The sequence below is a fragment of the Marinovum sp. genome (assembly GCF_048263515.1).
Lineage (GTDB): Bacteria > Pseudomonadota > Alphaproteobacteria > Rhodobacterales > Rhodobacteraceae > Marinovum.
Map to the genome: position 1 here is coordinate 38,055 of NZ_JBLXEC010000017.1, position 20,663 is coordinate 58,717.

Here is a 20,663-nt window from a genome sequence, read left to right on the forward strand (position 1 = left end):
GCTACACTTCCCCATGCTCCCAAGGTTTCGGACACCGAAACCACTTGTCCGAACCTCCTGTTTTCAACCGGCGGAAGGACAAGATCATGACCCAAACAATCGGCAATCCCCTCTCATGGTCGGCGCAGGCCCTGGGCAAGGGCCTCACGTCGACCGGCGACATCGTCGAGGAACTGCACCCGCACGAAGCCAGCCCGATCGTCATCCGCGACATCGAGATCGCCGACCTGCGCCATGCGCTCTCCAAGGGCTACGAGGATTTCCTCGCCATGCGGACCGACGTCATGTGGATGGTGCTGATCTATCCGGTCATGGGCTTTGTCATGGTCTGGTTCGCCTCGACCCAGAGCCTGCTGCCGCTGCTGTTTCCGCTGGTCTCGGGCTTTGCCCTGTTGGGCCCGGTCGTCGGTGTCGGCCTCTACGAAATGAGCCGCCGCCGCGAGGCCGGGCTCGAGACCCACTGGAGCGATGGCTTCAACATCGCCTTCTCGCCGGCGGCCGCCCCCATGGTGGTGCTCGGCGGCTATCTCATGGTGCTCTTCGTCGGATGGATGATGACCGCGCTGGTGCTCTACAACGTGACGCTGGGGCCGGCGGCACCGGTCTCGGCCAGCGCTTTCCTCGATGACATCTTCACCACCCCGGCGGGGCTGCAGATGCTGGGCTTCGGCGTGGCGCTGGGCTTTGTCTTTGCCGCGCTGGTGCTGACCACGGCGCTGATTTCCTTCCCGATGCTGGTCGATCGCCGGGTCGGCCTGCCGCTGGCGGTGGCCACCTCGGTCGAGGTCGCCTGGCGCAACCCGATGACCGTCGCGGTCTGGGGGATCATCGTGGCGGCCCTGCTGGCGCTGGGCTTTGCCACCTTCTTTGTCGGGCTGATCTTCGTGCTGCCGATCCTCGGCCATGCCACCTGGCATCTCTATCGCCGGGCGGTGGCCCCGGCCGGTCCGGCGATGCCCGAGGCCGAGATCCTCGAGCCCTGATCAGCCTTCGCCCAGCTTCGGCGCGCCCTTGCCCAACGCAAGCTCCGCGCCGGAGAAGCGGAAGGGCGAGCGTACGCCCGGCACGCCATCGGCCTCGATTTGCAGGCCGCGCGCCTGCACCTGCGGATCGGCCATGACCTCTGCCAGGTCATTGATCGGCCCCGCCGGCACGCCCTGCGCCTCGCAGGCCGTCAGAAGTTCGCTCTTGGACCATTGCGCCGTCGCCGCGCCCAGCAGTTCGGTCAGCACCTCGCGATGGTCGAGTCGGTCGGCATTGGTGGCGAACCGCGGATCGCTCCCCAAATGTGCCAAGTTGAGCAACTTGCAGAACCTCCGGAACTGCGCGTCATTGCCCACCGCGATGATCAGGTAGCCGTCAGAGCAGTCGAACACCTGGTAGGGCGCGAGGTTGGCATGGGCATTGCCCATCAGCCCCGGCGCCCGGCCGGTGCTGAGATAATTCATCGCCTGATTGGCGGTCACCGCCACCGCGCAATCAAGCAGGCTCATGTCGATCCACTGCCCCTCGCCGGTCACGCCGCGCTGGTGCAGCGCCGCGAGGATCGCGGTGGAGGCATAGACGCCGGTAAAGATGTCGGTGATTGCCACGCCGGTCTTCTGCGGCTGGCCGCCCTTTTCGCCGGTGACCGACATCAGCCCGGACATGCCCTGGATGATGTAGTCATAACCTGCGCGATGGGCATACGGCCCGTCCTGGCCGAAACCGGTGATCGAGCAATAGATCAGGCCGGGATTCACCGCTTTCAGACTGTCGTAATCCAGCCCGTATTTCTTCAGACCGCCGACCTTGAAGTTCTCGATCAGGATATCGGCGTCAGACACCAGCTCGCGCACCCGGGCCTGGCCCTCTTCGGTGCGGAAATCGACGATCTCGCTGGTCTTGCCGCGGTTGCAGGCGTGGAAATAGGCCGCCGAACGGTCGCCCTCGCGCTCGATGAAGGGCGGCCCCCAGCGGCGGGTGTCATCGCCTTCGGGGCTTTCCAGCTTGATCACCTCGGCGCCGAGATCGGCAAGGGTCTGACCGGCCCAGGGGCCGGCCAGGATACGCGCAAGCTCGATGACCTTGAGCCCGGCGAGTGGGCTCATGCGTCGTCCAGCTTCTTGTCGAGGATCGCCTTGAACTCGGAATACGGCATGTTGGTATAAAGCTCGCCGTCGATCACGAAGGAGGGCGTGGAGCGGATGTCATCCGCCTTGGCGTTCTCTTCGAACCAGGCCACTAGGGTGCGGGCCTTGTCGCCGTCCTGCAGGCAGCTTTCCAGCGTCTCTTCGGTCAGGCCGGCCAGACGGCCGATCTTGCGCAGTTCGCCCACGATGGTGGCCGGATCGCCCGAAGCCACCCAGTCCTTCTGACCCTTGTAGATCAGGTCGGTGATGCCGAAGAACCGCTCTTCGCCGCCGCAGCGCGCGATCATCGAGGCCCAGAGACCGTAGCGGTCGAAATAGACCTCGCGGTAGACGAACTTGATCTTGCCGGTGTCGATGTAATCGGCCTTCAGGTCCTTGTAGGTGCCGGCATGGAAGTTGGCGCAATGCGGGCAGGTGTAGCTGGCGTATTCGATCACCGTCACCGGCGCATCCTCGGCGCCTTGCACCATCTCGACGATGGAGGAGGTGTCGACCTCTTCAGAGGCTTCCTGAGCATCGAGCGCCCCGGCGGGGATCTGCGTGCTGCCGGCGCCCTGGTTGAGCAGCCACCAGCCGCCACCGGCCAGCAGCACCAGCGCCAGCAGCGCGGCAGGGATCATACGCTTCATATCTTGTTTCCTCTCGGGGTCAGTCATGTCTTCGCCTTGGATAGAACGTTCCGGGCGAGGGCTTCAAGCGCCCCCTTGAGGCCTTCATCGGTCACATTTTCGGCATAAGCCCGCGCTTCGGCAAGGATTTCCGGGTCCGGCGGCGGCGGCGCCTTGGGCTTCTGGTTGTAGGTGAACTGCGCCTGCCCCTCGGCAAAGCCGGTGGGCGCGGTCTGGGTGATCTTGACCCGGGCGATGGCATTGTAGCCATAGACCGCGTTGACCCGCTCGCGCAGCTTGTCCTTCTGCATCTCGAGCATCGGAGCATTGGCACCGGTGGTCAGCAGGGTCAGCGTCGCGCCCAGGCCGCCCCGGCCGAAGGAGACATTCACCGGTCTGGCGATCTTGGCGATGTCTTCGCCGGCGACCTCGGGCCAATGGGTCAGCAGCCGGGTCTCGGCAAAGCCCCGGCTTTCGCTGGCCCGCTGGATGCGCTGGCTCAGAAGTTTCGAAGTGCGGGCAAAGCCCCGTGTGGTCGGTCTCCGCTGCGGCACGATTGACTCCCTCTCTCTGGCGCTATTCTAGTGGCCCGCGCGCCCTGCGCCAGCAAAACCCGACAACATCCGGCATACACTCTTGCGTGACCCTGACCTCCTCAGCTCGGACCTTCTGACCTGGTACGACCGCCATGCCCGCGCCATGCCCTGGCGCGTCGGGCCAAAGGCGCGTCAGGCCGGTGTCTTGCCCGATCCCTACCGCATCTGGCTGTCAGAGGTGATGCTGCAGCAGACCACCGTGGCCGCCGTGCGCGACTATTTCACCCGCTTCCTCGCGCGCTGGCCGACCGTCGCCGATCTGGCCGCCGCCGAGGATGGCGACGTGATGGCCGAATGGGCGGGTCTGGGGTATTACGCCCGCGCCCGCAACCTGCTGAAATGCGCGCGTGCAGTGGTGGCCGATCATGGCGGGGTCTTTCCTGCCGACCACGCCGCCCTGCTGGCCCTGCCCGGCGTCGGGCCTTATACCGCCGCCGCCGTCGCCGCCATCGCCTTCGACCTGCCGGAGACCGTGGTCGACGGCAATGTCGAGCGGGTCATCGCCCGGCTGCGCGACGTGCATACGCCGCTGCCACAGGCCAAGCCCGAGCTGACCGAACTGGCCCGCGCGCTCACCCCCGAGGCCCGGCCCGGCGATTACGCCCAGGCGATCATGGACCTCGGCGCCACCATCTGCACGCCGCGCAATCCGGCCTGCGGGCTCTGCCCGTGGCGCGACGATTGCGCCGGCCGGCTGGCGGGCACCGCCACCGAGCTGCCGAAGAAGACCCCGAAGAAGCCCAAGCCCGTCCGCCACGGCATCGCCTATATCGCCCGCCGGGTCGACGGCGCCTATCTTCTCGAGCGCCGACCCGACAGCGGGCTTCTGGGCGGTATGCTGGGCTGGCCGGGATCTGACTGGAGCGAGGCACCCGGAGAAGACCCGCCGATCCGTGCCGAGTGGAAGGCGCTGAACACCGAGGCACGGCACACCTTCACGCATTTTCACCTGCGGCTGACGGTCAAGACCGCGCTGGTGCCGATGGACCGCGCGCCGAAGCGGGGGGATTTCCTGCCGGAAAAAGAGTTCAACGCCTCGGACCTGCCGACGGTGATGCGCAAGGCGTATGATCTGACGCAGGGGTGAGGTCTGCCGCGTGGTTCTGACCGGCACCGCGCCCTGCCGCACCGCGCCACCGAAGCCCCGGACCTGATCGGATACCCAAGCGGCAGAGCGAATGAAAGGACACGCCTCCCAGGCTCTGCTAGAAAGTGACGCCGCGGGATGCTTCGCGTCAAACCCCCGCCACGATGCAGGGACACCTTGCGGCCCCGCGCGCCCGGGGCGATACTCCTCGCCGCAGAACTGCCGCAATGCGCAGGCAGGATACGACAGAACAGGCAATATCCCGGGCCCATGACCGCCAAATTCTCCGCCTTGCAAAATGCCCTGCCGTTCTGGGCCTCGTTCCTGCTGATCCCGCTGGCCTGGCTCTCGGCGCTCTGGGGCGGCTGGTGGGTGCTGCTGCTGCCGCTGTGCACCTGGTACCTTTTCTCGGCGCTCGACGCGCTCACCGGGCTGAACCTCGACAACCCAGATCCCGCGACGCCGGAGGCGCAGCTCACCTGGTACAAGCGCCTTACCGCGCTCTGGGTGCCGGCGCAGTTCGTCACCCTCTTTGCGCTGATCTGGTACGCCCCGCGCGCTGACCATCTGGGCACTTGGGAGCTCATCGGCCTGTTCTTCGGCGTCGGCGTGCTGACCGGCACCATTGGCATCAACTACAGCCACGAGCTGATGCACCAGCGCAACCGGCTCGAGCGCTGGCTGGGCGATCTCCTGCTCGCCATGGTCCTCTACAGCCACTTCCGCTCGGAGCATCTGCTGGTGCATCACCGCTACGTCGGCACCCCGCGCGACCCGGTGACCGCGCGTTACAACGAGAACTTCCACCGCTTCTTCCCGCGCGTGCTGCGCCAGTCGCTGGTCTCGTCGTTCAAGGCCGAGGCCGCGCTGCTCGCCCGCAAGGACAAGCCCTGGCATGACCGCACCAACCCCTTCTGGCGCTACTGGGCGCTGCAGGGCGCGATGCTGGCGCTGGCCGCGGCCCTGTCCGGCTGGGCCGGCCTCGGTCTCTTCCTCGTCCAGGGCCTCACAGCGATCTGGCAGCTGGAGCTGGTGAACTACGTCGAACACTACGGTCTGACCCGCAAACACCTCGGAGACGGCAAATACGAACACGTCCAGCCCCGCCACTCCTGGAACGCGGCGCATCGCGCCTCGAACTGGCTGCTGATCAACCTGCAGCGCCACTCCGATCACCACTACAAGCCCGACCGCCGCTTTCCGCTGCTGCAGACCTATGACAACGACGAGGCGCCGCAACTGCCCTTCGGCTATCCGGTAATGACGGTGGCAGCGCTGATCCCGCCGCTCTGGCGCCGGGTGATGAACCCCCGCGTGCGCGCCTGGCGGGCGCAGTTCTACCCCGAGATCGCCGACTGGACGCCCTACAACAAGGCGCAGCACCCCCTGCCGCGCTAGGCGTCCCGCCGTCCCGGACCCCGCTCCGGGACCTCGCCCTCAGCGCTTCAGCCGGTCCACCGCCCAGCGCGCCGCATCCGCCACCACTTCATCCTCGTCGTCGCAAAGCCCCTGCGCCACCGGCACAAGCCGCGCCTCGCCGGAATTGCCGATGGCATAAAGCACGTTGCGCACGAACCGCCCCCGCCCGATCCGCTTGATCGGCGAGCCCGAGAACAGCGCCCGGAACCCGGCATCGTCCAGCCCCGCCAGATGCGCCAGCTCCGGCGCCAGCAGGTCCTCGCGCGCGTGGTACTTCACCTCCGCCGCCCGCTCGGCAAACTTGTTCCAGGGACAGACCGCCAGGCAATCGTCGCAGCCATAGATGCGATTGCCCAAAAGCGCCCGCAGCTCCTCTGCCACCGGCCCCTTGTGCTCGATCGTCAGGTAGGAAATGCAGCGCCGCGCATCGAGCTGATAGGGCGCCGGAAAGGCCGCCGTCGGACAGACATCGAGACACTTGCGGCAGGACCCGCAGTGATCCACCTCGGCCGCATCCACCGGCAGCTCCAGCGTGGTGAAGATCGCCCCGAGGAAGAACCAGGACCCCAGCTCGCGGCTCACCAGGTTGGTGTGCTTGCCCTGCCAGCCCAGCCCCGCCGCCTGCCCCAAGGGCTTTTCCGGCACCGGCGCGGTATCGACAAAGACCTTCACCTGCGTTTCGGGCGCGCCACCGGCCGCGGCAATCAGCCAGCGCGCCAGCCGCTTCAGCCGTTTCTTCACAACGTCATGGTAATCGCGGTGCTGCGCATAGACCGAGATCGCCGCCCGGTCGCGCGCCTCCAGCACCGCCAGCGGATCATGCGCCGGGCCATAGTTCTCCGCCAGCATGATCACCGACCGCGCCTCCGGCCAGAGCGCCTTCGGATCCCCCCGCCAATGCGCCCGCTCCCCCAGCCAGCCCATCTGTCCGTGATACCCCGCCGCCAGAAAGGCCCCCAGCCGCTCCGCCACCTGCGGCACCGCCTCCGGCCGACAGATCCGCGCGGCGGAAAACCCCACCTCCCGCGCCTCGCGCAGCAGATCGCCTTTCAGCGCCTCCATTTCGGTCAGCGCATCCATGGCTTCTTCTGTTCGTAAATACCCTCGGGGGTTCCGGGGGCAGAGCCCCCGAAATCGCAACGCCCGGTCTCAGAAATCAAGGTCATTGTAATGCCGCGGTGGCGGGAACCCCGGCACCTGGTCGGCCAGGATGCGGCGAAAGGCGGGGCGCGACTTGATCTTGGCGTACCAGTCCTTGACCACCGCCGAGCGGTTCCAGTCGACGTCCGAGATGTAATCCAGCGACGACAGATGCGCGGCGGCGGCGAAATCCGCCAGCGTCATCACGTCGCCCGCCAGCCAGCGCCGGTGGTCAAGCAGCCAGGTCATGTAGTCAAGGTGATACTTGATCGCCTTGGCCCCGGCCTTGACGTTCTTGCTGTCGGGAAACCCCTTGCCCTGCACCTTCTTGTTGACCCGCTCGTAGAGCAGCTTCGAGGTCACCTCGTTGTGGAACTTGTCATCGAACCAGGACACCAACCGGCGCACCTCGTAGCGCGCATCGGCCGATTTCGGCATCAGCGAGGGTTCGGGATATTTCTCTTCCAGCCATTCGCAGATCGCCGCGCTCTCGGCCATGGTCTTGCCGTCGATGCGCAGCACCGGCACCTTGGCCGCCGGGTTGCGGCGCAGGAAATCCGGCTCCTGTTCCCAGTAGCGTTCCTCCACCAGTTCACATTCGATCTTCTTCTCGGCAAGGCTGAGTCGGACCTTGCGGCAAAACGGCGACAGGGGAACGTGATAAAGCTTGGCCATGAAGGGGTGGCGTCCTAAAGGGGAGGTGCTCGACTTCTTTGCCGTGAAACCGGCGGCAGTTCAACCACCCTGACCCCGATCGGCAAAGCCCCGCGGCCCGGGCCGGTGCCGGTGACAGGCCAAATCCGCCAGGGCCCGAGGCCCGCTCTGCCCTGCAAGGACCCCGCCGATGATCCTGACCCTGCTCGATTATGCCGCCGTCGTGGTCTTTGCCCTGACCGGTGCTTTGGCCGCCTCGCGGGCGCAACTCGACATCGTGGGCTTTGCCTTTCTCGCCTGCCTGACGGCGGTGGGCGGCGGCACGCTGCGCGACCTGCTGCTCGACCGCAACCCGGTGTTCTGGATCGCCGATCCCGGCATCATCCTCACCGCCTGCGGGGCCGCCTTCTTCGTCTTCTTCACCGCGCATCTGGTCGAGAGCCGGCTGCGCTGGCTCTTGTGGCTCGACACCTTCGCGCTGGCCGTCGCCGTCGCCGCCGGCACCGGCGTGGCATTGAAGCTCGAGCAGCCGGCGCTGATCGTGCTGATCATGGGGGTGACGACCGGCACCTTCGGCGGGCTGATGCGCGACGTGGTGGCGAACGAGGTGCCGGTGATCCTGCGCCAGGGCGAGCTCTATGCCACCGCCGCTCTGGCCGGTTCCGGTGCGGCGCTGGTTCTGCTGGAATTGGGCCTCGGGTCGGATATCGCGCTTTTGGGGTGTGCCGCGGTCACCTGGGCCCTGCGCGCCGGCAGCCTGCGCTGGGGCTGGATGCTGCCGGTCTACAAGAGCCGCCCGCCACGGGAGAAGTAGCGCCACAGACCACCCTCACTACGCCGTCCCGGACCTGATCCGGGACCTCCCACTCGATGTTATCCCAAGCCGCGCCAGCGTCAAATACCGACGCCGCCGCGAAAGGTGGGTTGCAAACCCACCCTACTCGGGACGAAAGCCCGCCGGCACCCGGTCCCGTCCCTCCAGCACCAGGTCGGCCATCACTTCGCCCACCAGGGGCGCCATGCCGAAGCCGATCTTGAACCCGCCGTTGGCGATCCACGCCCCCTCTCTCAAAGGATGCGCGCCCAGAATTGGCGCCCGGCTCCCCGTCCTCGGCCGCACACCGGCCCAGCGCTCAACCACCTCGGCGCCCTCCAGCACCGGAAAGGCTGCCAAGGCCCGGGCGATTACATCGTCGAGTTGACCGTCCACCGCCGCGCCGTCCGCATACTCCCGCTCGGACGTCGACCCGATCGCCACCGTTCCGTCACCATGCGGCACGATGTGCAGAGCATCGGCAAAGAGCTGCGGGCGCTCCCGTGCCTCGAACCGCAGGAGCGCCGCCTGCCCCTTCACGCCAGCGCCCAGCGACCGTCCCGCCGCCCGGCTCATCTCTTCCAGATCCTGCACCCCGGTGGCCCAGACCACCGCGCCGCGGTCTTCGCCCTCGGGCAGCACTTCGACCCCGCGCGCCGCCAAGGCCGCCACCAGCGCGGCGCAGGCCTGGCGGGGATGCACCCGCGCGCTCAAAGTGTCCTCGACCAGCAGACCTGTGGGCGAGGCCGGCGCCCAGGCGCCGAAGCCCTCGGCCGGCACAACCCGCCAGACCGCCTTGCCCTGCCAGAGCTCAGCCGCCGTCTCCGCCCGCTGCCGTGCCAGCGCCACGGCGCGATCATCTGCCAGGGGCTGCAAGCGGCCGGAGCGAAGATAGCCCGGATCGCGCCCGCCGACCTCGGCCACCTCGGCCCAGAAGCGCTCGGCCATCATCAGGCTCTCGAACTGGAAGGCCTTCTTGTCGTTCCAGTTTTCCGGCACATGCGGCGCCAGCGCGCCGACGATACCGCCAGAGGCGCCGGCCGCCGGGCCATGCGGGTCGATCACCCGCACCCGCGCCCCGCGCCGGGCACAGGCCCAGGCTACCGAGAGCCCGAAGACCCCCGCGCCGCGCACTGTCACGTCGTCCATTGCATCACCCTCCGTCTGGCAGTAGGCCACGGAGGCAACCCTTAAGGCAGGCGAAAATGACAGACCAGAGCGCAGAGCTGGAATGGCGCGACGGGCGCGTGCCTGTCTCGACCCGGTTCGACGATCCCTATTACTCGCTCGACAACGGTCTGGCCGAAACCCGGCATGTCTTTCTCGCCGGAAACGACCTGCCGACGCGCTTTGCCGCGGATTTCCACATCGCCGAACTGGGGTTCGGCACCGGGCTCAACCTGATTTGCGCGCTGCAGGCGTTTCGCGCCTCGGGCACGCCGGGCCGTCTGCGCTTCACCAGCTTCGAGGCCTTCCCGATGGCCGCAGACGACATGATCGCCGCCGAGGGGGCCTTTCCCGAGCTGGCCGATCTGGCGGCCGAGCTTGCGCCGCTTTGGCTGGCCGGAGAGACGACCTTCCAGACCGACGACCTCACCTTCACGCTGATCACCGGCGATGCCCGCGAGACCCTGCCGGACTGGCCGCACAGGGCCGACGCCTGGTTCCTCGACGGCTTTTCGCCGGCCAAGAACCCAGAGCTCTGGGGCGAGGCGCTGATGGCCGAGGTCGCCCGCCACACCGCGCCGGGCGGCACCGCCGCGACCTATACTGCCGCCGGCCACGTGCGCCGGGCGCTGGCGGCGGGCGGGTTCACCGTCAGCCGCATCCCCGGCTTCGGCCGCAAACGCCACATGACGAAAGCCATCCTATGACCCAGAACGACACGGTGCGCGGCATCTGGCTGATGGTCGCGACCACCTTCATCTTTGCGGTGCAGGACGGGCTGAGCCGGCATCTCGCCTCGGAATACAACGTCTTCCTCGTGGTGATGATCCGCTACTGGTTCTTTGCCGCCTTCGTGGTGGCGCTCTCGGCACGCAAGGCCGGCGGGCTGCGCGACGTGGCGCGCACCGAGCAGCCGCTGGTGCAGACCTTCCGCGGCGTGCTGCTGGCGCTGGAGATCTGCGTCATGGTCGCCGCCTTCACCTATCTCGGACTGGTCGAGAGCCATGCGGTCTTTGTCAGCTACCCGCTGCTGGTCGCCGCGCTCTCCGGCCCGGTGCTGGGCGAGACGGTGGGCTGGCGGCGCTGGCTGGCGATCGCCGTGGGCTTTGTCGGGGTGATGATCATCATCAACCCGGGCGCCGGGGTGTTCTCGGTCTATGCGCTGATCCCGCTGGCGGCGGCGGCGATGTTCGCGCTCTATTCACTGCTCAACCGCTATGCTGCGCGGCGCGACACCGCCGAGACCTCGTTCTTCTGGACCGGCACGGTGGGCTGCGTGGTGATGACCGCGATCGGAATCTGGTTCTGGGAGCCGATGACCGGGCCGGACTACCTCTGGATGGCGGCGCTTTGCGTCACCGGGGTGGCCGGGCATTACACGATGATCAAGTGCTACGAGGTGGCCGAGGCCAGCGCGGTGCAGCCTTTTGCCTATCTGCAGATGCCCTTTGCCACGGCGATAGGGCTCGCCGTTTTTGGCGAAGATTTGCGGGTGTCGGTGGTGATCGGGGCGGCGTTGATCGTGGGCGCGGGGCTCTTCACCCTGTGGCGCGAGCGGCAGAGACGGCGGGCAGAGCGCAGGCGTGCGGCGGAGGTGGGTTGAAAACCCACCCTACGCGAACCATCGACTTTTGCCCCGGCCCGGAATCAAGGGCGTAAGCCCGCCGGGCCAGCGGCGGCCCGCCCCCCGGGCTGCCGCTTGGGTGACGTAGGCGCGCCGCTCTGATGTTTTCCGGACTTGGCCGGGATAAAGCGCTGCAGACCTGAGTTCGCGGCGGCATCCCGCGGGCCGCCGCTGGCCCGGCAGGTTGCGCTTGCTTTCGGGCTTGGCAGACATGCTCTTCCGAAAGCGGCGCCGGATAGGTGCACTACCAAACGCCATCGTTGGCCCGAGAGCGCCTCCCCCGGAACGCCGCGTCTACTCCGGCAGCACCGTCGAGCCGACAAGCTCCTTCGAGAACGGCACCGGATGCGGCTCTTTGCCGAGACGCGCGCGGTAGACCGGCAGGCTCTCCGACACCCGCATCACGTAGTTCCGGGTCTCGTTGAAGGGGATCATCTCGATCCAGTCGACGATGTCGATCTCGCCCTTGAGCGGGTCGCCATAGGCGTTCTTCCAGCTCCGCGGCCGCCCCGGACCGGCGTTGTAGCCGGCGGACATCATGATGACATTGCCGTCGAACTCTTCGGCCAACCCGCGCAGGTAATCCGCCCCGAGCTTTGAATTGTAGAGCCAGTCGCCGGTCAGCCGCGACTCGCTGTAGGACAGCCCGACCCGCCGGGCGACAAGCTGCGCCGTGGCCGGCATCACCTGCATCAAGCCGCGCGCGCCGGCGTGGCTTATCACCGTGTGGTCGAACTCGCTCTCGCGGCGGGCGATGGCCAGCACCATTTCGGTGGGGACCGGGTGATCCCGCTTGGCCACCGGGTGGATGGCATAATAGGGCGCCGCGATCTCGAGCCCGGCCTGCGCGGCGCGCTTGCCCAGCATGACGCCCAGATGTGGCTGGCCCAGATCCTCGAGCATCTTGCCCATCAGGTGCAGGTTGTCTTCGTCCTGGCTCTCGGCGAGATGGGTCCAGAACCGTTCGGCCAGCCAGGTTTCGCCGGCCGCGAGCAGCAGCAGCGCCGCCTCGTGCACCCGCGACTTCGTGAATGCGGCCTCGCGCCAGTCGGCCTCGGGGCGGAAACCGCCGAGATTGCTGTTGAAGGGAAAGCCGCCCCGCTCCGCCGCCAGCAAGCCGTAGAAGCTGGTCTGATAGGCGGCGCCCAGCGCATAGGCGCTCTTGGCGGCATCGGCATTGCCCAGTGCCTCGTAGGCGCGGCCCAGCCAATAGCCGGCGCGGCCGAGCGAGATCGGCGTGTAGACGTCGCCCTTGAATCGGGTGAAATGCGCCAGCGCGCGGCTCGGGTCCTTCTGGAACCTGAGGGCCAGATAGCCCGAGAGCCACTCCAGCTCGGCAAAGTTGCGGCCGGTGACGGTGTGATGGGTCGAGGCGATGCGATAGGCCAGCTTGGGATCGCCGTTGCGCATGGCGCGATGGGCCATGGAATGCCGCCGGTCAGTCCAGAACTCGGGCTCGCCCAAGCTTTCGGGGCTGGTGGAACGCTCCAGCAGCAGTTCGATAGCGCTGTCGCGCAACCCCTTCTTCATCCGCCATTCATAGCGCTCGTAGGCGAGGCCCGGGTCATTGGCCAGCGACTTCGGCACCGCGGCGATCAGCGGGTCGGGGTTGCCGTTGCCAGACCGCAGCGCCATCCGCGCGGTGGCCAGTTTTTGCCAGCCGTCTGAGACCAGCGGCAGCATCCGCGTTGCGTTGAGCTCCCAGCCTTCCCAGAGCATGCGGTCGAGCCGCGCCTCGTGGTGCGGCTTGAGCAGGCTGGCATAGCGGACAAGGAAGCGGGTCTGCTCGGTGTCGGACAGCGCCATGGTGCGCCAGGCCTTGACGATGCCGGCCTGCGCCGCACCGCTGTCGCCCTTGGCCTCAAGCGCCTCGGCATAGGCCAGCGCGCCGGTGCCGGTCTCGGGCTCGTGGTCCTTGAAAAAGGCCAGCCGGGTCTCGACCGGAGCCTCGGCCAGGGTGTCTTCGGATTTCTCGCGCAGATAGGCCAGGCCGGGCCAGTCGCCGGAGCGGTCGAGAAAGGCCATGACGTCGCCGTAGCTGCCGCTGCCGCCGCGCAGGAAGTGCCACAGGATCACGTCGCGCCCGGGCGAGCCCTCGGGACCGGCGCGGCGAAAGGCCTCGTCCCAGTCGCCGGCGCGCATCGCCGCCAGCGCGGCCTTGAAGCCGGGATCGGCGGGCGGCACCCGGGCCGCCAGTGGCTCGGTATCCAAGCCCTGCGGCCTGACCCTGGGGCGCAGCCCGGCCAGTTCGGCGTCGAACTCTTCCAGCGGTTTCGGCACGGCGGCATCCTCGCCCGCCGGGATCGCCTCGGGCTCGATCACCGCGGCGGCATCCTCGGCCTCGGCGGCAGGCTCGGCGTCGCCCTGCGCGCCAGAGCTTCTGGCGCGGGGTCGCAAGCTTGTCGTCACATCGAGCGCGAGGGCGCTGTCCGAGGATTGCTGGGCGGGAACCGGCTGAGCGGCCAGAACCAGGAGGCAGAGGAGGGCACGCATCATCACTTGCAATTTCTGTTCTGAAAAGGAATAGACACGATCCAGAAGATAACCCGTCCGCCGCATCCTTCAACTCACGATGCTGACACCGGCGGACATGCGTCCCGCCACGGCGGCCGCCTCATGACAGAAAAGGAGCGTCACCATGTTCAAAGGGTCCTTGCCAGCCCTGGTCACGCCGTTCAAGAACGGTGAGGTCGATCTGGAGACGCTGCGAAAACTCGTCGACTGGCATGTCGATCAGGGCAGCCACGGTCTTGTGCCCGTCGGCACCACCGGCGAAAGCCCGACCCTGACCCATGCCGAGCACGAGCTTGTGGTGTCAGAGGTGGTCAAGGCCGCCGCCGGCCGCATTCCGGTGATTGCCGGTGCCGGGTCGAACAACACCACCGAGGCGATTCGCTTCATGGCCCATGCCAAGGCGGTGGGCGCGGCTGCCGGTCTCGTGGTGACGCCCTATTACAACAAGCCGACCCAAGCCGGTCTGATCGCGCATTTCACCGCGATCACCGAGGCCGTCGACCTGCCGATCATCATCTACAACATCCCGCCGCGCTCGGTGATCGACATGTCGCCCGCCACCATGGGCGAGCTTTCGAAACTGAAAAACATCATCGGCGTCAAGGATGCCACCGGCGATCTGGCCCGCGTTTCGGCGCAGCGGATCACCTGCGGCACGGATTTCGTGCAGCTGTCGGGTGAAGACGCGACGGCGCATGGCTTCAACGCCCAGGGCGGCGTCGGCTGCATCTCGGTCACCGCCAACGTGGCGCCGGCGCTGTCGAGCGCCTTGCAGACCGCCTGTCTTGCCGGCGACTATGCCAAGGCGCTGGAGATCCAGGACAGGCTGATGCCGCTGCATCAGGCAATCTTTGTCGAGCCCGGGCTCTGCGGTGCGAAATACGCGATGTCGCGGCTGGGGCTCTGCGAGGAAGAGGTGCGGCTGCCGCTGCTGCCGGTCTCCGGCCCGACGCGCGAGCGGATCGATGCCGGCCTGCGGCACGCGGGCCTGCTGAACTGAGCGCGGCGGAGTTTTATCGAGAAGGCCCGGCAGCACATCGCGCCGGGCCTTTTTCGTTTCTCAGGTCGCTTCACCTGCGCGGGATCAATGCCGAAGGCCATCGCGCATCGTCATGCCTCCGGCATGACGCGCCCCCACGCTGGCGATGCGAGGCTCCGTCGGTCACCTCACCCAGCGCGGAATCAAGGCCGCAAGGCCGCCGCGCATCGCCGGCGCGCCCCCACGCGGCGGCGATACTTCGACGTAGGCGCTCCGAATGGATGTCGTCCGGAGACGTCCGGGATAAAGCGCGGCAGAACCGCCGGCAGGATCGCCACCGCGCGCGCCGGCCATGCGCGGCTCCAGGTTCCGATCTACTGGCTCTCCAACCCCTCCGGCTGACCCACCACGACGAAATGCAGCTTCTCCGGATCATAGAGCTCTGCCGCCACCCGGTTCACCTCGTCCAGCGTCAGCGCCTCGATCATCGCGTTGCGCTCGGTCACATACTCCGGCCCCAGCCCGTCCATCTGCATCCCGACCAGGATATTGGCAATCGGCCCGTTGCCGTCGAAGCGCAGCGGATAGGCCCCGGTCAGATAGGTCTTGGCCGCCGCCAGTTCCTCTTCCGTCAGACCCTCGCGACCGATCTTCGCCCATTCCTCGCGGATCACAGAGATGGTCTCGGCCACCCGGGCATTGGCCGAGGCCACCGATCCCATCAGCAGCGCCGCGTGATCCTTGGGCACGAGGTAAGAATAGACGCCATAGGCCAGCCCGCGCTTCTCGCGCACCTCGTTCATCAGCCGGCTGGTCAGCCCGCTGCCGCCGAAGACCTCGTTGATCACGTAGGCCGCAATGAAATCCGGGTGATCGCGCTCCAGACCTTCCTGGCCGAACAGCACCACCGATTGTGGCGTGTCGAAGGGCTCGACCGTCAGGCCCCCTTCCAGCAGGAAGGGCGCGGCACCGGGCAGCGGCGCGTTGCTCTCAGGCAGATCGCCCAGCAGGGTGTCGAGCAGCACCGAGAGCTCCTCGGCCGTGATGTCGCCCACGGCGCTCGCGTAAACCCGGTCGCGGGTAAAGGCGGCCTGATGGGCGGCGACGATATCCTCTCGGGTCAGCGCCGCGACGCTCTCTCGCGTACCCTGGATGGAGGTCGCATAGGGGTGGTCGCCAAAGGCCAGCCGGTCGAAGGTGCGGCTGACGATCTTGTCGGGATCGGTGGCGTCGGAGGCCAGGCCAGAGAGCACCTGCGCCCTGACCCGGTCGATCGCCACCTGGTTGAAGGCCGGCTCCACCAGCGAGCCGCGCAACAGCGCCATGGCCTCGTCGGTGGTGTCGGTCAGGAACTTGGCCGAGACCGAGATCGTGTCGTCGAAGGTGTCATACTCGAAGGACGCGGCAAGGCTTTCGAGCGCCCGGGCAAAGGCGCGGGCATCCATCTCGCCGGTGCCTTCCTCGAGCAGGCCAACCATCAGGTTGGTCGCCCCGCGCTTGCCCGGCGCATCGAGCGATCCGCCGCCCTTGAAGCGCAGCTCCAGCGCCACGAAGGGGATCGACGGCTCCTCGACCAACCAGGCCGAGATGCCGCCCGGCGTCGTCACTTCCTGGATCTCGATCTCGGCGCGGGCGGGCAGCGCCGCCGTCACCAGCGCGGCGGCAGCAAAGGCCAGGGCCTTGAGCGAAACGGTCATTGGGTCACCTCCTGCGGACGCATGAGCCAGCTGGTCACGCTGGCCTTCCTGTCGAACACCTCTCGCGCGGCGGCGAGGATATCCTCTTCGGTCACCGCCGCGATCACCTCGGGCCAGGCGTGGATGTCCTCGATGGTCAGCCCCGAGGTCAACGCCCGGCCGTATTCATTGGCCAGCCGCTCGACATTGTCGCGGGCATAGATCCGGCTGGCCTCGATCTGGCGCTTGATCCGGGCCAGTTGCTCGGCATCGACACCTTCCTCGATGAACTCGGCCACCGCGGCATCCATCGCCGTCTCGGCCTGCTCAAGGCTCACGCCCTCGGCCGGCACCACGATCAGCGAAAAGGTGGTGTCATCCAGCGAGACGCCGCCATAGCCGGCACCGGCATAGACCACCAGCTTCTGCTCGAACTGCAGCTTTTCGTTCAGAACCGAGGTCTGACCGCCGCCCAGCACCTCTGACAGCAGCATCAGCGCCGCGGCCTTCTCCTGCGCGCCGGGGTCACGCTCGGGCGCGAGATAGGTACGGAGCACATAGGGCTGCGAAACCCGCGGATCCTCGAAGACCAGCCGGCGCGGCGCGCTCTGCGGCGGCTCCTGCGGACGCTCGCGCGGGGCGAGATCGGGGTTGGGTTCGAGCGGGCCGTAATGTTCGCGGGCCAGCGCCAGCACCTCGTCGGGGGTGACATCACCGGCGACGATCAGGATGGCGTTGTTGGGCGCGTAATAGGTTTGGTAGTAGTCCAGCGCCGCCGCGAGATCGAGGCGCTCCATCTCGTGCCGCCAGCCGATGATCGGCACGCCGTAGCGGTGGTTGAGGTATTGCGCCGCGCGGGCCTGTTCGCGCATCAGCGCGCCGGGGTCGTTTTCGGTGCGCATGTTGCGCTCTTCGATGATGACCTCGCGCTCGGTGCGAATTTCCTCGGGGCCGAGCTGCAGGTTGACCATGCGGTCGGCCTCCATCTGCATCATCAGCCCCAGCCGGTCGGCGGCGACGCGCTGGTAATAACCGGTCTGGTCATAGCTGGTGAAGGCGTTGTCGGTGCCGCCGTTCTCGGCCACCACGCGGCTCAGCTCGCCGGGGGCCATGTTCTCGGTGCCTTGAAACAGCAGGTGCTCGAGGAAATGCGCCACGCCAGAGACGCCGGGCTTTTCGTCAGCGCTGCCGGCGCGATACCACAGCATGTGCACCACCACGGGCGCGCGGTGATCCTCGATGATCACCACCTCCATGCCGTTGTCGAGCCAGGCGGTGGTCACCTGGTCCTCGATCGACGTCTCGGCCAATGCGGCCCCGGCCCAGAGCAGGGCGATGCCGGCGCCAACGGCACGCAGGCGGCTCAGGCAGGCAGTCAATCGGTCAATGGGGTGTCCGGTCATGAGGCTCTCCTGAATGGGTCTGGCCTACTAATGGCCGCTCCCACCGGGAGTTCAAGAAAAACCGCGTGACAGTTGCGTGAGACAGCGCAGGCTGCCCCGACGCAGGGCCTAGTTGTCGCCCGGCGGATCGGCGGCGGGCGTGCGCACCCCGGCGCGGCGGAAGCGGCGCAGCACCTCGTAGGGGTCGATCGCAAAGCGCTCGTAGGCGTCGTAATACTTGTCTTCGCGCATGATCTGCCAGGTGAAGATCGAGGCGCGCTTGCGGAACTCGAGGTCCTCGGCCGCAAGCTGCGCCCGGATGCCGGGCTGCACGCCCTTGCGCGCGGCGTAGTTCACCAAAGCCCCGTCGCTGGCCGGAGCACCGGCGCCCTGCGGGCTGGCCCGGCGCGGATCGCCGCCCAGCGCCGCCACGGCATCGGCCTCTGGCGTCGGATCGGTGCGGTTGGCTGCGCCCGGTGTCGGCGGCGGCAGTTCGGAAAAGCTGTCAGGGGTCTGCAGCGGCTTCGGCGGCACGATGGCAAACTCCTCGGGGCCGTCGCCACGCACCCTGAGCTCGTGCAGGGTGATGTCACGCTCGCCACATGCCGCAAGCCCGAGGGCCAGCGCCAGCAAAACGCCATGCTTTGCAAAGGGCGGGATAGTCATGCGTCGTCACTCCACCTGCACACCGGCCCAGACTTAACGGATTGTTCCAAAGAGGTCACGTGCCCTTTTTCCGCTTTGGCGAGGCCTTGCCGCCAGAGCTGCCCGCACCGTTCCCGGAAAACAACACCAACCCGAAGGCGCCGGCAAAGATCGCGATATCGGCGACGTTGAAGGCGTAGGGATTGTCGATGCCGCAGCAGGACATGTTGAGGAAATCCGCCACCGCGCCGTAAAGCAGCCGGTCGACCACGTTCCCCAGCGCGCCGCCGACGAGGATGCCGGCGGCGATGCGCCCCACCCGCCCCGGCGGATCCCGCCAGACCCAGACCAGCACGAAGCCCACGATCACCAGAGCGATGGCGATCAGGATCATCCGCGAGGCCTCGGTATGGCTGGAAAACAGGCCGAAGTTGATGCCTGCATTCCACGCCATGCGCAGGTTGAGGAAAGGCGGCAGGACCTCGATCTCGCCCAGGGTCCGCAGATCCATCAGATGCACGATCGCGATCTTGCTGATCTGGTCGAGCAGAAACACCCAGACCGCTGCCCAGAACACCGTTCGCATCCGCTCTCCTTTCGCCGCCTCTCGCCGCAGTCTTCAGTGCCGGAAGTGGCGCATGCCGGTAAAGACCATGGCCAGACCGGCCTCGTCCGCCGCCGCGATCACGTCGGCATCGCGCATCGAGCCGCCCGGCTGGATCACGCAGGTGGCGCCCGCCGCCGCCGCTTCCATCAACCCGTCTGGGAAGGGGAAGAAGGCATCCGACGCCACCGCAGAGCCCTTGGTCAGCGGTTCCGCCAGGCCCAGCGCCTCGGCCATGCGTTCGGCCTTTTTCGCCGCGATCAGCGCCGAATCCACCCGGCTCATCTGGCCCGCGCCGACACCGACGGTGGCGCCGTCCTTGACGTAGACGATGGCGTTCGACTTGACGTGTTTCGCCACTTTCCAGGCGAACAGCAGATCGCGCATCTGCTCTTCGGTCGGGGCCACCTTGGTCACCACCTTAAGGTCATCGAGACCGACAAAGCCCACGTCCTTGTCCTGCATCAGGAAGCCACCAGCCACCTGCCGCAGGGTCTGGCCACCGGCGCGCACGTCGGGCAGGCCCTCGGTGGTCAGCAGGCGCAAATTCTTCTTCTCTTTGAAAATACGCATTGCGCCCTCAGAGGCCCCGGGCGCGATCACCACTTCGGTGAAGATGCCGGTGATCTCCTGCGCGGTTTCCTCATCCAGCGGCTGGTTGAAGGCGACGATGCCGCCGAAGGCCGAGGTGCGGTCGCAATCAAAAGCCGCCTTGTAGGCCTCGATCAGGGTCGCGCCCTTGGCCACGCCGCAGGGGTTGGCGTGCTTGATGATGGCACAGGCCGCGCCGTCCTCGGGCGCGAACTCCGCCACCAGCTCGAATGCCGCGTCGGTGTCGTTGATGTTGTTGTAGGACAGCTCCTTGCCCTGGTGCTGCACTGCGGTGGCCACGCCGGGGCGGCCGGTGCCGTCGGTGTAGAAAGCCGCCTGCTGGTGCGGGTTCTCGCCATAGCGCAGGGTCTGCTTGACCTCGCCGGCCACGGCACGGCGGCGCGGCGCGGTCTCGCCCAGCGCATCGGCCATCCAGTTCGACACCGCGGCGTCATAGGCACCGGTGCGGGCATAGGCGGTCTGCGCCAGCCGCTGGCGGAAGGCATAGGATGTGGCGCCGGAATTGGCGCTCAGTTCCATGAGCAGCGCCTCGTAGTCCTGAACGTCGACCACGGTGGTGACAAAGCCATGGTTCTTGGCCGCCGCGCGGATCATCGCAGGGCCGCCGATGTCGATGTTCTCGATGCAGGTGTCATAGTCGCCACCCTTGGCCACGGTCTCCTCGAAGGGGTAGAGGTTGACCACCAGCAGATCGATGCCGCCGATACCATGCTCTTCCATCGCGGCCACATGCGCGTCGTTGTCGCGCAGCGCCAGCAGACCGCCGTGCACCATCGGATGCAGCGTCTTGACCCGGCCGTCCATCATCTCGGGGAAGCCGGTCACCTCGGCCACGTCGCGAACCTCGAGGCCTGCGTCGCGCAGCGCCTTGGCGGAACCGCCGGTCGACAGAAGCTCGACCCCGCGCTCGGCAAGGGCACGGCCCAGCTCGGTCAGGCCGGTCTTGTCGGAAACTGAGAGAAGCGCGCGCCGGATCGGCACAAGGCGGGTGTCATCGGTCATATCGTCTG

The 20,663-nt window shown here is 67.3% G+C and carries 19 protein-coding genes; 7 read left to right on the plus strand and 12 right to left on the minus strand.

The genetic code is table 11. The features are described 5' to 3' along the window. The first annotated feature begins 86 nt into the window (after window positions 1-86). On the plus strand, window positions 87-983 hold the full coding sequence (locus tag ACN0SE_RS15150) for a DUF2189 domain-containing protein (RefSeq protein ID WP_417525371.1): 897 nt from the start codon (window positions 87-89) through the stop codon (window positions 981-983). On the opposite strand, the gene ACN0SE_RS15155 is transcribed toward ACN0SE_RS15150, so the two are convergent. Genes ACN0SE_RS15155 through ACN0SE_RS15165 form a run of 3 tightly spaced genes read right to left on the minus strand, consistent with a single transcriptional unit; the run spans window position 984 to window position 3,294 of the window. Further along, window positions 984-2,090 (minus strand): CaiB/BaiF CoA transferase family protein, encoded by a 1,107-nt coding sequence (locus ACN0SE_RS15155; RefSeq protein WP_417525372.1) that lies wholly within the window; start codon window positions 2,088-2,090, stop codon window positions 984-986. It abuts the gene before it with no gap. After that, window positions 2,087-2,761 carry a DsbA family protein gene (locus tag ACN0SE_RS15160; protein WP_417525373.1) on the minus strand — a complete coding sequence of 225 codons (675 nt, stop codon included), beginning with the start codon at window positions 2,759-2,761 and terminating at the stop codon, window positions 2,087-2,089. The genes ACN0SE_RS15155 and ACN0SE_RS15160 overlap by 4 nt, the downstream gene beginning before the upstream one ends. Before the next feature lie 23 nt (window positions 2,762-2,784). Then, entirely contained in the window at window positions 2,785-3,294 is a 510-nt protein-coding gene (locus ACN0SE_RS15165) for a DUF721 domain-containing protein (protein WP_417525374.1), read from the minus strand. A gap of 82 nt (window positions 3,295-3,376) precedes the next feature. Between ACN0SE_RS15165 and mutY the strand changes: the two genes are divergently transcribed. Then, window positions 3,377-4,423: an A/G-specific adenine glycosylase gene (mutY, locus tag ACN0SE_RS15170; RefSeq protein ID WP_417525375.1), complete on the plus strand. Its 1,047-nt coding sequence runs from the start codon at window positions 3,377-3,379 to the stop codon at window positions 4,421-4,423. Between the two features lie 270 nt (window positions 4,424-4,693). Beyond that, window positions 4,694-5,821, plus strand: a complete 1,128-nt coding sequence (locus tag ACN0SE_RS15175; RefSeq protein ID WP_417525376.1) for an alkane 1-monooxygenase — start codon at window positions 4,694-4,696, stop codon at window positions 5,819-5,821. 39 nt (window positions 5,822-5,860) lie between these two features. On the opposite strand, the gene queG is transcribed toward ACN0SE_RS15175, so the two are convergent. Together queG and ACN0SE_RS15185 are read right to left on the minus strand one after the other, a co-directional pair. Further along, the gene (queG, locus tag ACN0SE_RS15180; RefSeq protein WP_417525415.1) at window positions 5,861-6,904 is read right to left on the minus strand and encodes a tRNA epoxyqueuosine(34) reductase QueG; all 1,044 of its coding nucleotides are present in this window, start codon (window positions 6,902-6,904) and stop codon (window positions 5,861-5,863) included. A gap of 87 nt (window positions 6,905-6,991) precedes the next feature. Next, complete coding sequence (locus tag ACN0SE_RS15185) at window positions 6,992-7,657, minus strand: glutathione S-transferase family protein (protein ID WP_417525377.1); 666 nt, start codon at window positions 7,655-7,657, stop codon at window positions 6,992-6,994. Between the two features lie 169 nt (window positions 7,658-7,826). Here ACN0SE_RS15185 and ACN0SE_RS15190 point away from each other — a divergent pair, with 169 nt between their 5' ends. Further along, complete coding sequence (locus tag ACN0SE_RS15190) at window positions 7,827-8,450, plus strand: trimeric intracellular cation channel family protein (RefSeq protein ID WP_417525378.1); 624 nt, start codon at window positions 7,827-7,829, stop codon at window positions 8,448-8,450. Between the two features lie 123 nt (window positions 8,451-8,573). Here the strand turns inward: ACN0SE_RS15190 and ACN0SE_RS15195 are convergent, their stop codons facing one another. Beyond that, the gene (locus ACN0SE_RS15195) at window positions 8,574-9,599 is read right to left on the minus strand and encodes an NAD(P)/FAD-dependent oxidoreductase (protein WP_417525379.1); all 1,026 of its coding nucleotides are present in this window, start codon (window positions 9,597-9,599) and stop codon (window positions 8,574-8,576) included. A gap of 56 nt (window positions 9,600-9,655) precedes the next feature. On the opposite strand from ACN0SE_RS15195, the gene mnmD reads away from it, so the two are divergent. Together mnmD and ACN0SE_RS15205 are read left to right on the plus strand one after the other, a co-directional pair. Next, window positions 9,656-10,324, plus strand: a complete 669-nt coding sequence (gene mnmD / locus ACN0SE_RS15200) for a tRNA (5-methylaminomethyl-2-thiouridine)(34)-methyltransferase MnmD (protein ID WP_417525380.1) — start codon at window positions 9,656-9,658, stop codon at window positions 10,322-10,324. Further along, the gene (locus ACN0SE_RS15205) at window positions 10,321-11,220 is read left to right on the plus strand and encodes a DMT family transporter (protein ID WP_417525381.1); all 900 of its coding nucleotides are present in this window, start codon (window positions 10,321-10,323) and stop codon (window positions 11,218-11,220) included. The genes mnmD and ACN0SE_RS15205 overlap by 4 nt, the downstream gene beginning before the upstream one ends. A 315-nt stretch (window positions 11,221-11,535) precedes the next feature. On the opposite strand, the gene ACN0SE_RS15210 is transcribed toward ACN0SE_RS15205, so the two are convergent. Continuing rightward, window positions 11,536-13,737, minus strand: a complete 2,202-nt coding sequence (locus tag ACN0SE_RS15210) for a lytic transglycosylase domain-containing protein (RefSeq protein WP_417525382.1) — start codon at window positions 13,735-13,737, stop codon at window positions 11,536-11,538. 142 nt (window positions 13,738-13,879) lie between these two features. Here ACN0SE_RS15210 and dapA point away from each other — a divergent pair, with 142 nt between their 5' ends. Then, entirely contained in the window at window positions 13,880-14,755 is an 876-nt protein-coding gene (dapA, locus tag ACN0SE_RS15215; RefSeq protein WP_417525383.1) for a 4-hydroxy-tetrahydrodipicolinate synthase, read from the plus strand. Window positions 14,756-15,108: 353 nt separating this feature from the next. Here the strand turns inward: dapA and ACN0SE_RS15220 are convergent, their stop codons facing one another. The 5 genes from ACN0SE_RS15220 to purH form a co-directional block, all read right to left on the minus strand. Continuing rightward, window positions 15,109-16,431 (minus strand): M16 family metallopeptidase, encoded by a 1,323-nt coding sequence (locus tag ACN0SE_RS15220; protein WP_417525384.1) that lies wholly within the window; start codon window positions 16,429-16,431, stop codon window positions 15,109-15,111. Next, window positions 16,428-17,813 (minus strand): M16 family metallopeptidase, encoded by a 1,386-nt coding sequence (locus tag ACN0SE_RS15225; RefSeq protein WP_417525385.1) that lies wholly within the window; start codon window positions 17,811-17,813, stop codon window positions 16,428-16,430. Before ACN0SE_RS15225 ends, ACN0SE_RS15220 begins: the two co-directional genes overlap by 4 nt. Window positions 17,814-17,921: 108 nt before the next feature. Continuing rightward, window positions 17,922-18,458, minus strand: coding sequence for a DUF3035 domain-containing protein (locus ACN0SE_RS15230; protein WP_417525386.1), 537 nt, complete (start codon window positions 18,456-18,458; stop codon window positions 17,922-17,924). A gap of 55 nt (window positions 18,459-18,513) precedes the next feature. Beyond that, window positions 18,514-19,023 carry a signal peptidase II gene (lspA, locus tag ACN0SE_RS15235; protein ID WP_417525387.1) on the minus strand — a complete coding sequence of 170 codons (510 nt, stop codon included), beginning with the start codon at window positions 19,021-19,023 and terminating at the stop codon, window positions 18,514-18,516. A 33-nt stretch (window positions 19,024-19,056) separates the two neighbouring features. Next, entirely contained in the window at window positions 19,057-20,655 is a 1,599-nt protein-coding gene (purH, locus tag ACN0SE_RS15240) for a bifunctional phosphoribosylaminoimidazolecarboxamide formyltransferase/IMP cyclohydrolase (protein ID WP_417525388.1), read from the minus strand. Between the last annotated feature and the right edge of the window lie 8 nt (window positions 20,656-20,663).

Coding starts and splice junctions, on each gene's coding strand:
- ACN0SE_RS15230 (WP_417525386.1), bottom strand. CDS start 18,458: ATGACTATCCCGCCCTTTGCAAAGCATGGCGTTTTGCTGGCGCTGGCC.
- ACN0SE_RS15190 (WP_417525378.1), top strand. CDS start 7,827: ATGATCCTGACCCTGCTCGATTATGCCGCCGTCGTGGTCTTTGCCCTG.
- ACN0SE_RS15175 (WP_417525376.1), top strand. CDS start 4,694: ATGACCGCCAAATTCTCCGCCTTGCAAAATGCCCTGCCGTTCTGGGCC.
- ACN0SE_RS15195 (WP_417525379.1), bottom strand. CDS start 9,599: ATGGACGACGTGACAGTGCGCGGCGCGGGGGTCTTCGGGCTCTCGGTA.
- dapA (WP_417525383.1), top strand. CDS start 13,880: ATGTTCAAAGGGTCCTTGCCAGCCCTGGTCACGCCGTTCAAGAACGGT.
- ACN0SE_RS15185 (WP_417525377.1), bottom strand. CDS start 7,657: ATGGCCAAGCTTTATCACGTTCCCCTGTCGCCGTTTTGCCGCAAGGTC.
- ACN0SE_RS15220 (WP_417525384.1), bottom strand. CDS start 16,431: ATGACCGTTTCGCTCAAGGCCCTGGCCTTTGCTGCCGCCGCGCTGGTG.
- ACN0SE_RS15160 (WP_417525373.1), bottom strand. CDS start 2,761: ATGAAGCGTATGATCCCTGCCGCGCTGCTGGCGCTGGTGCTGCTGGCC.
- lspA (WP_417525387.1), bottom strand. CDS start 19,023: ATGCGAACGGTGTTCTGGGCAGCGGTCTGGGTGTTTCTGCTCGACCAG.
- ACN0SE_RS15210 (WP_417525382.1), bottom strand. CDS start 13,737: ATGATGCGTGCCCTCCTCTGCCTCCTGGTTCTGGCCGCTCAGCCGGTT.
- ACN0SE_RS15205 (WP_417525381.1), top strand. CDS start 10,321: ATGACCCAGAACGACACGGTGCGCGGCATCTGGCTGATGGTCGCGACC.
- ACN0SE_RS15155 (WP_417525372.1), bottom strand. CDS start 2,090: ATGAGCCCACTCGCCGGGCTCAAGGTCATCGAGCTTGCGCGTATCCTG.
- ACN0SE_RS15225 (WP_417525385.1), bottom strand. CDS start 17,813: ATGACCGGACACCCCATTGACCGATTGACTGCCTGCCTGAGCCGCCTG.
- purH (WP_417525388.1), bottom strand. CDS start 20,655: ATGACCGATGACACCCGCCTTGTGCCGATCCGGCGCGCGCTTCTCTCA.
- ACN0SE_RS15150 (WP_417525371.1), top strand. CDS start 87: ATGACCCAAACAATCGGCAATCCCCTCTCATGGTCGGCGCAGGCCCTG.
- mnmD (WP_417525380.1), top strand. CDS start 9,656: ATGACAGACCAGAGCGCAGAGCTGGAATGGCGCGACGGGCGCGTGCCT.
- queG (WP_417525415.1), bottom strand. CDS start 6,904: ATGGAGGCGCTGAAAGGCGATCTGCTGCGCGAGGCGCGGGAGGTGGGG.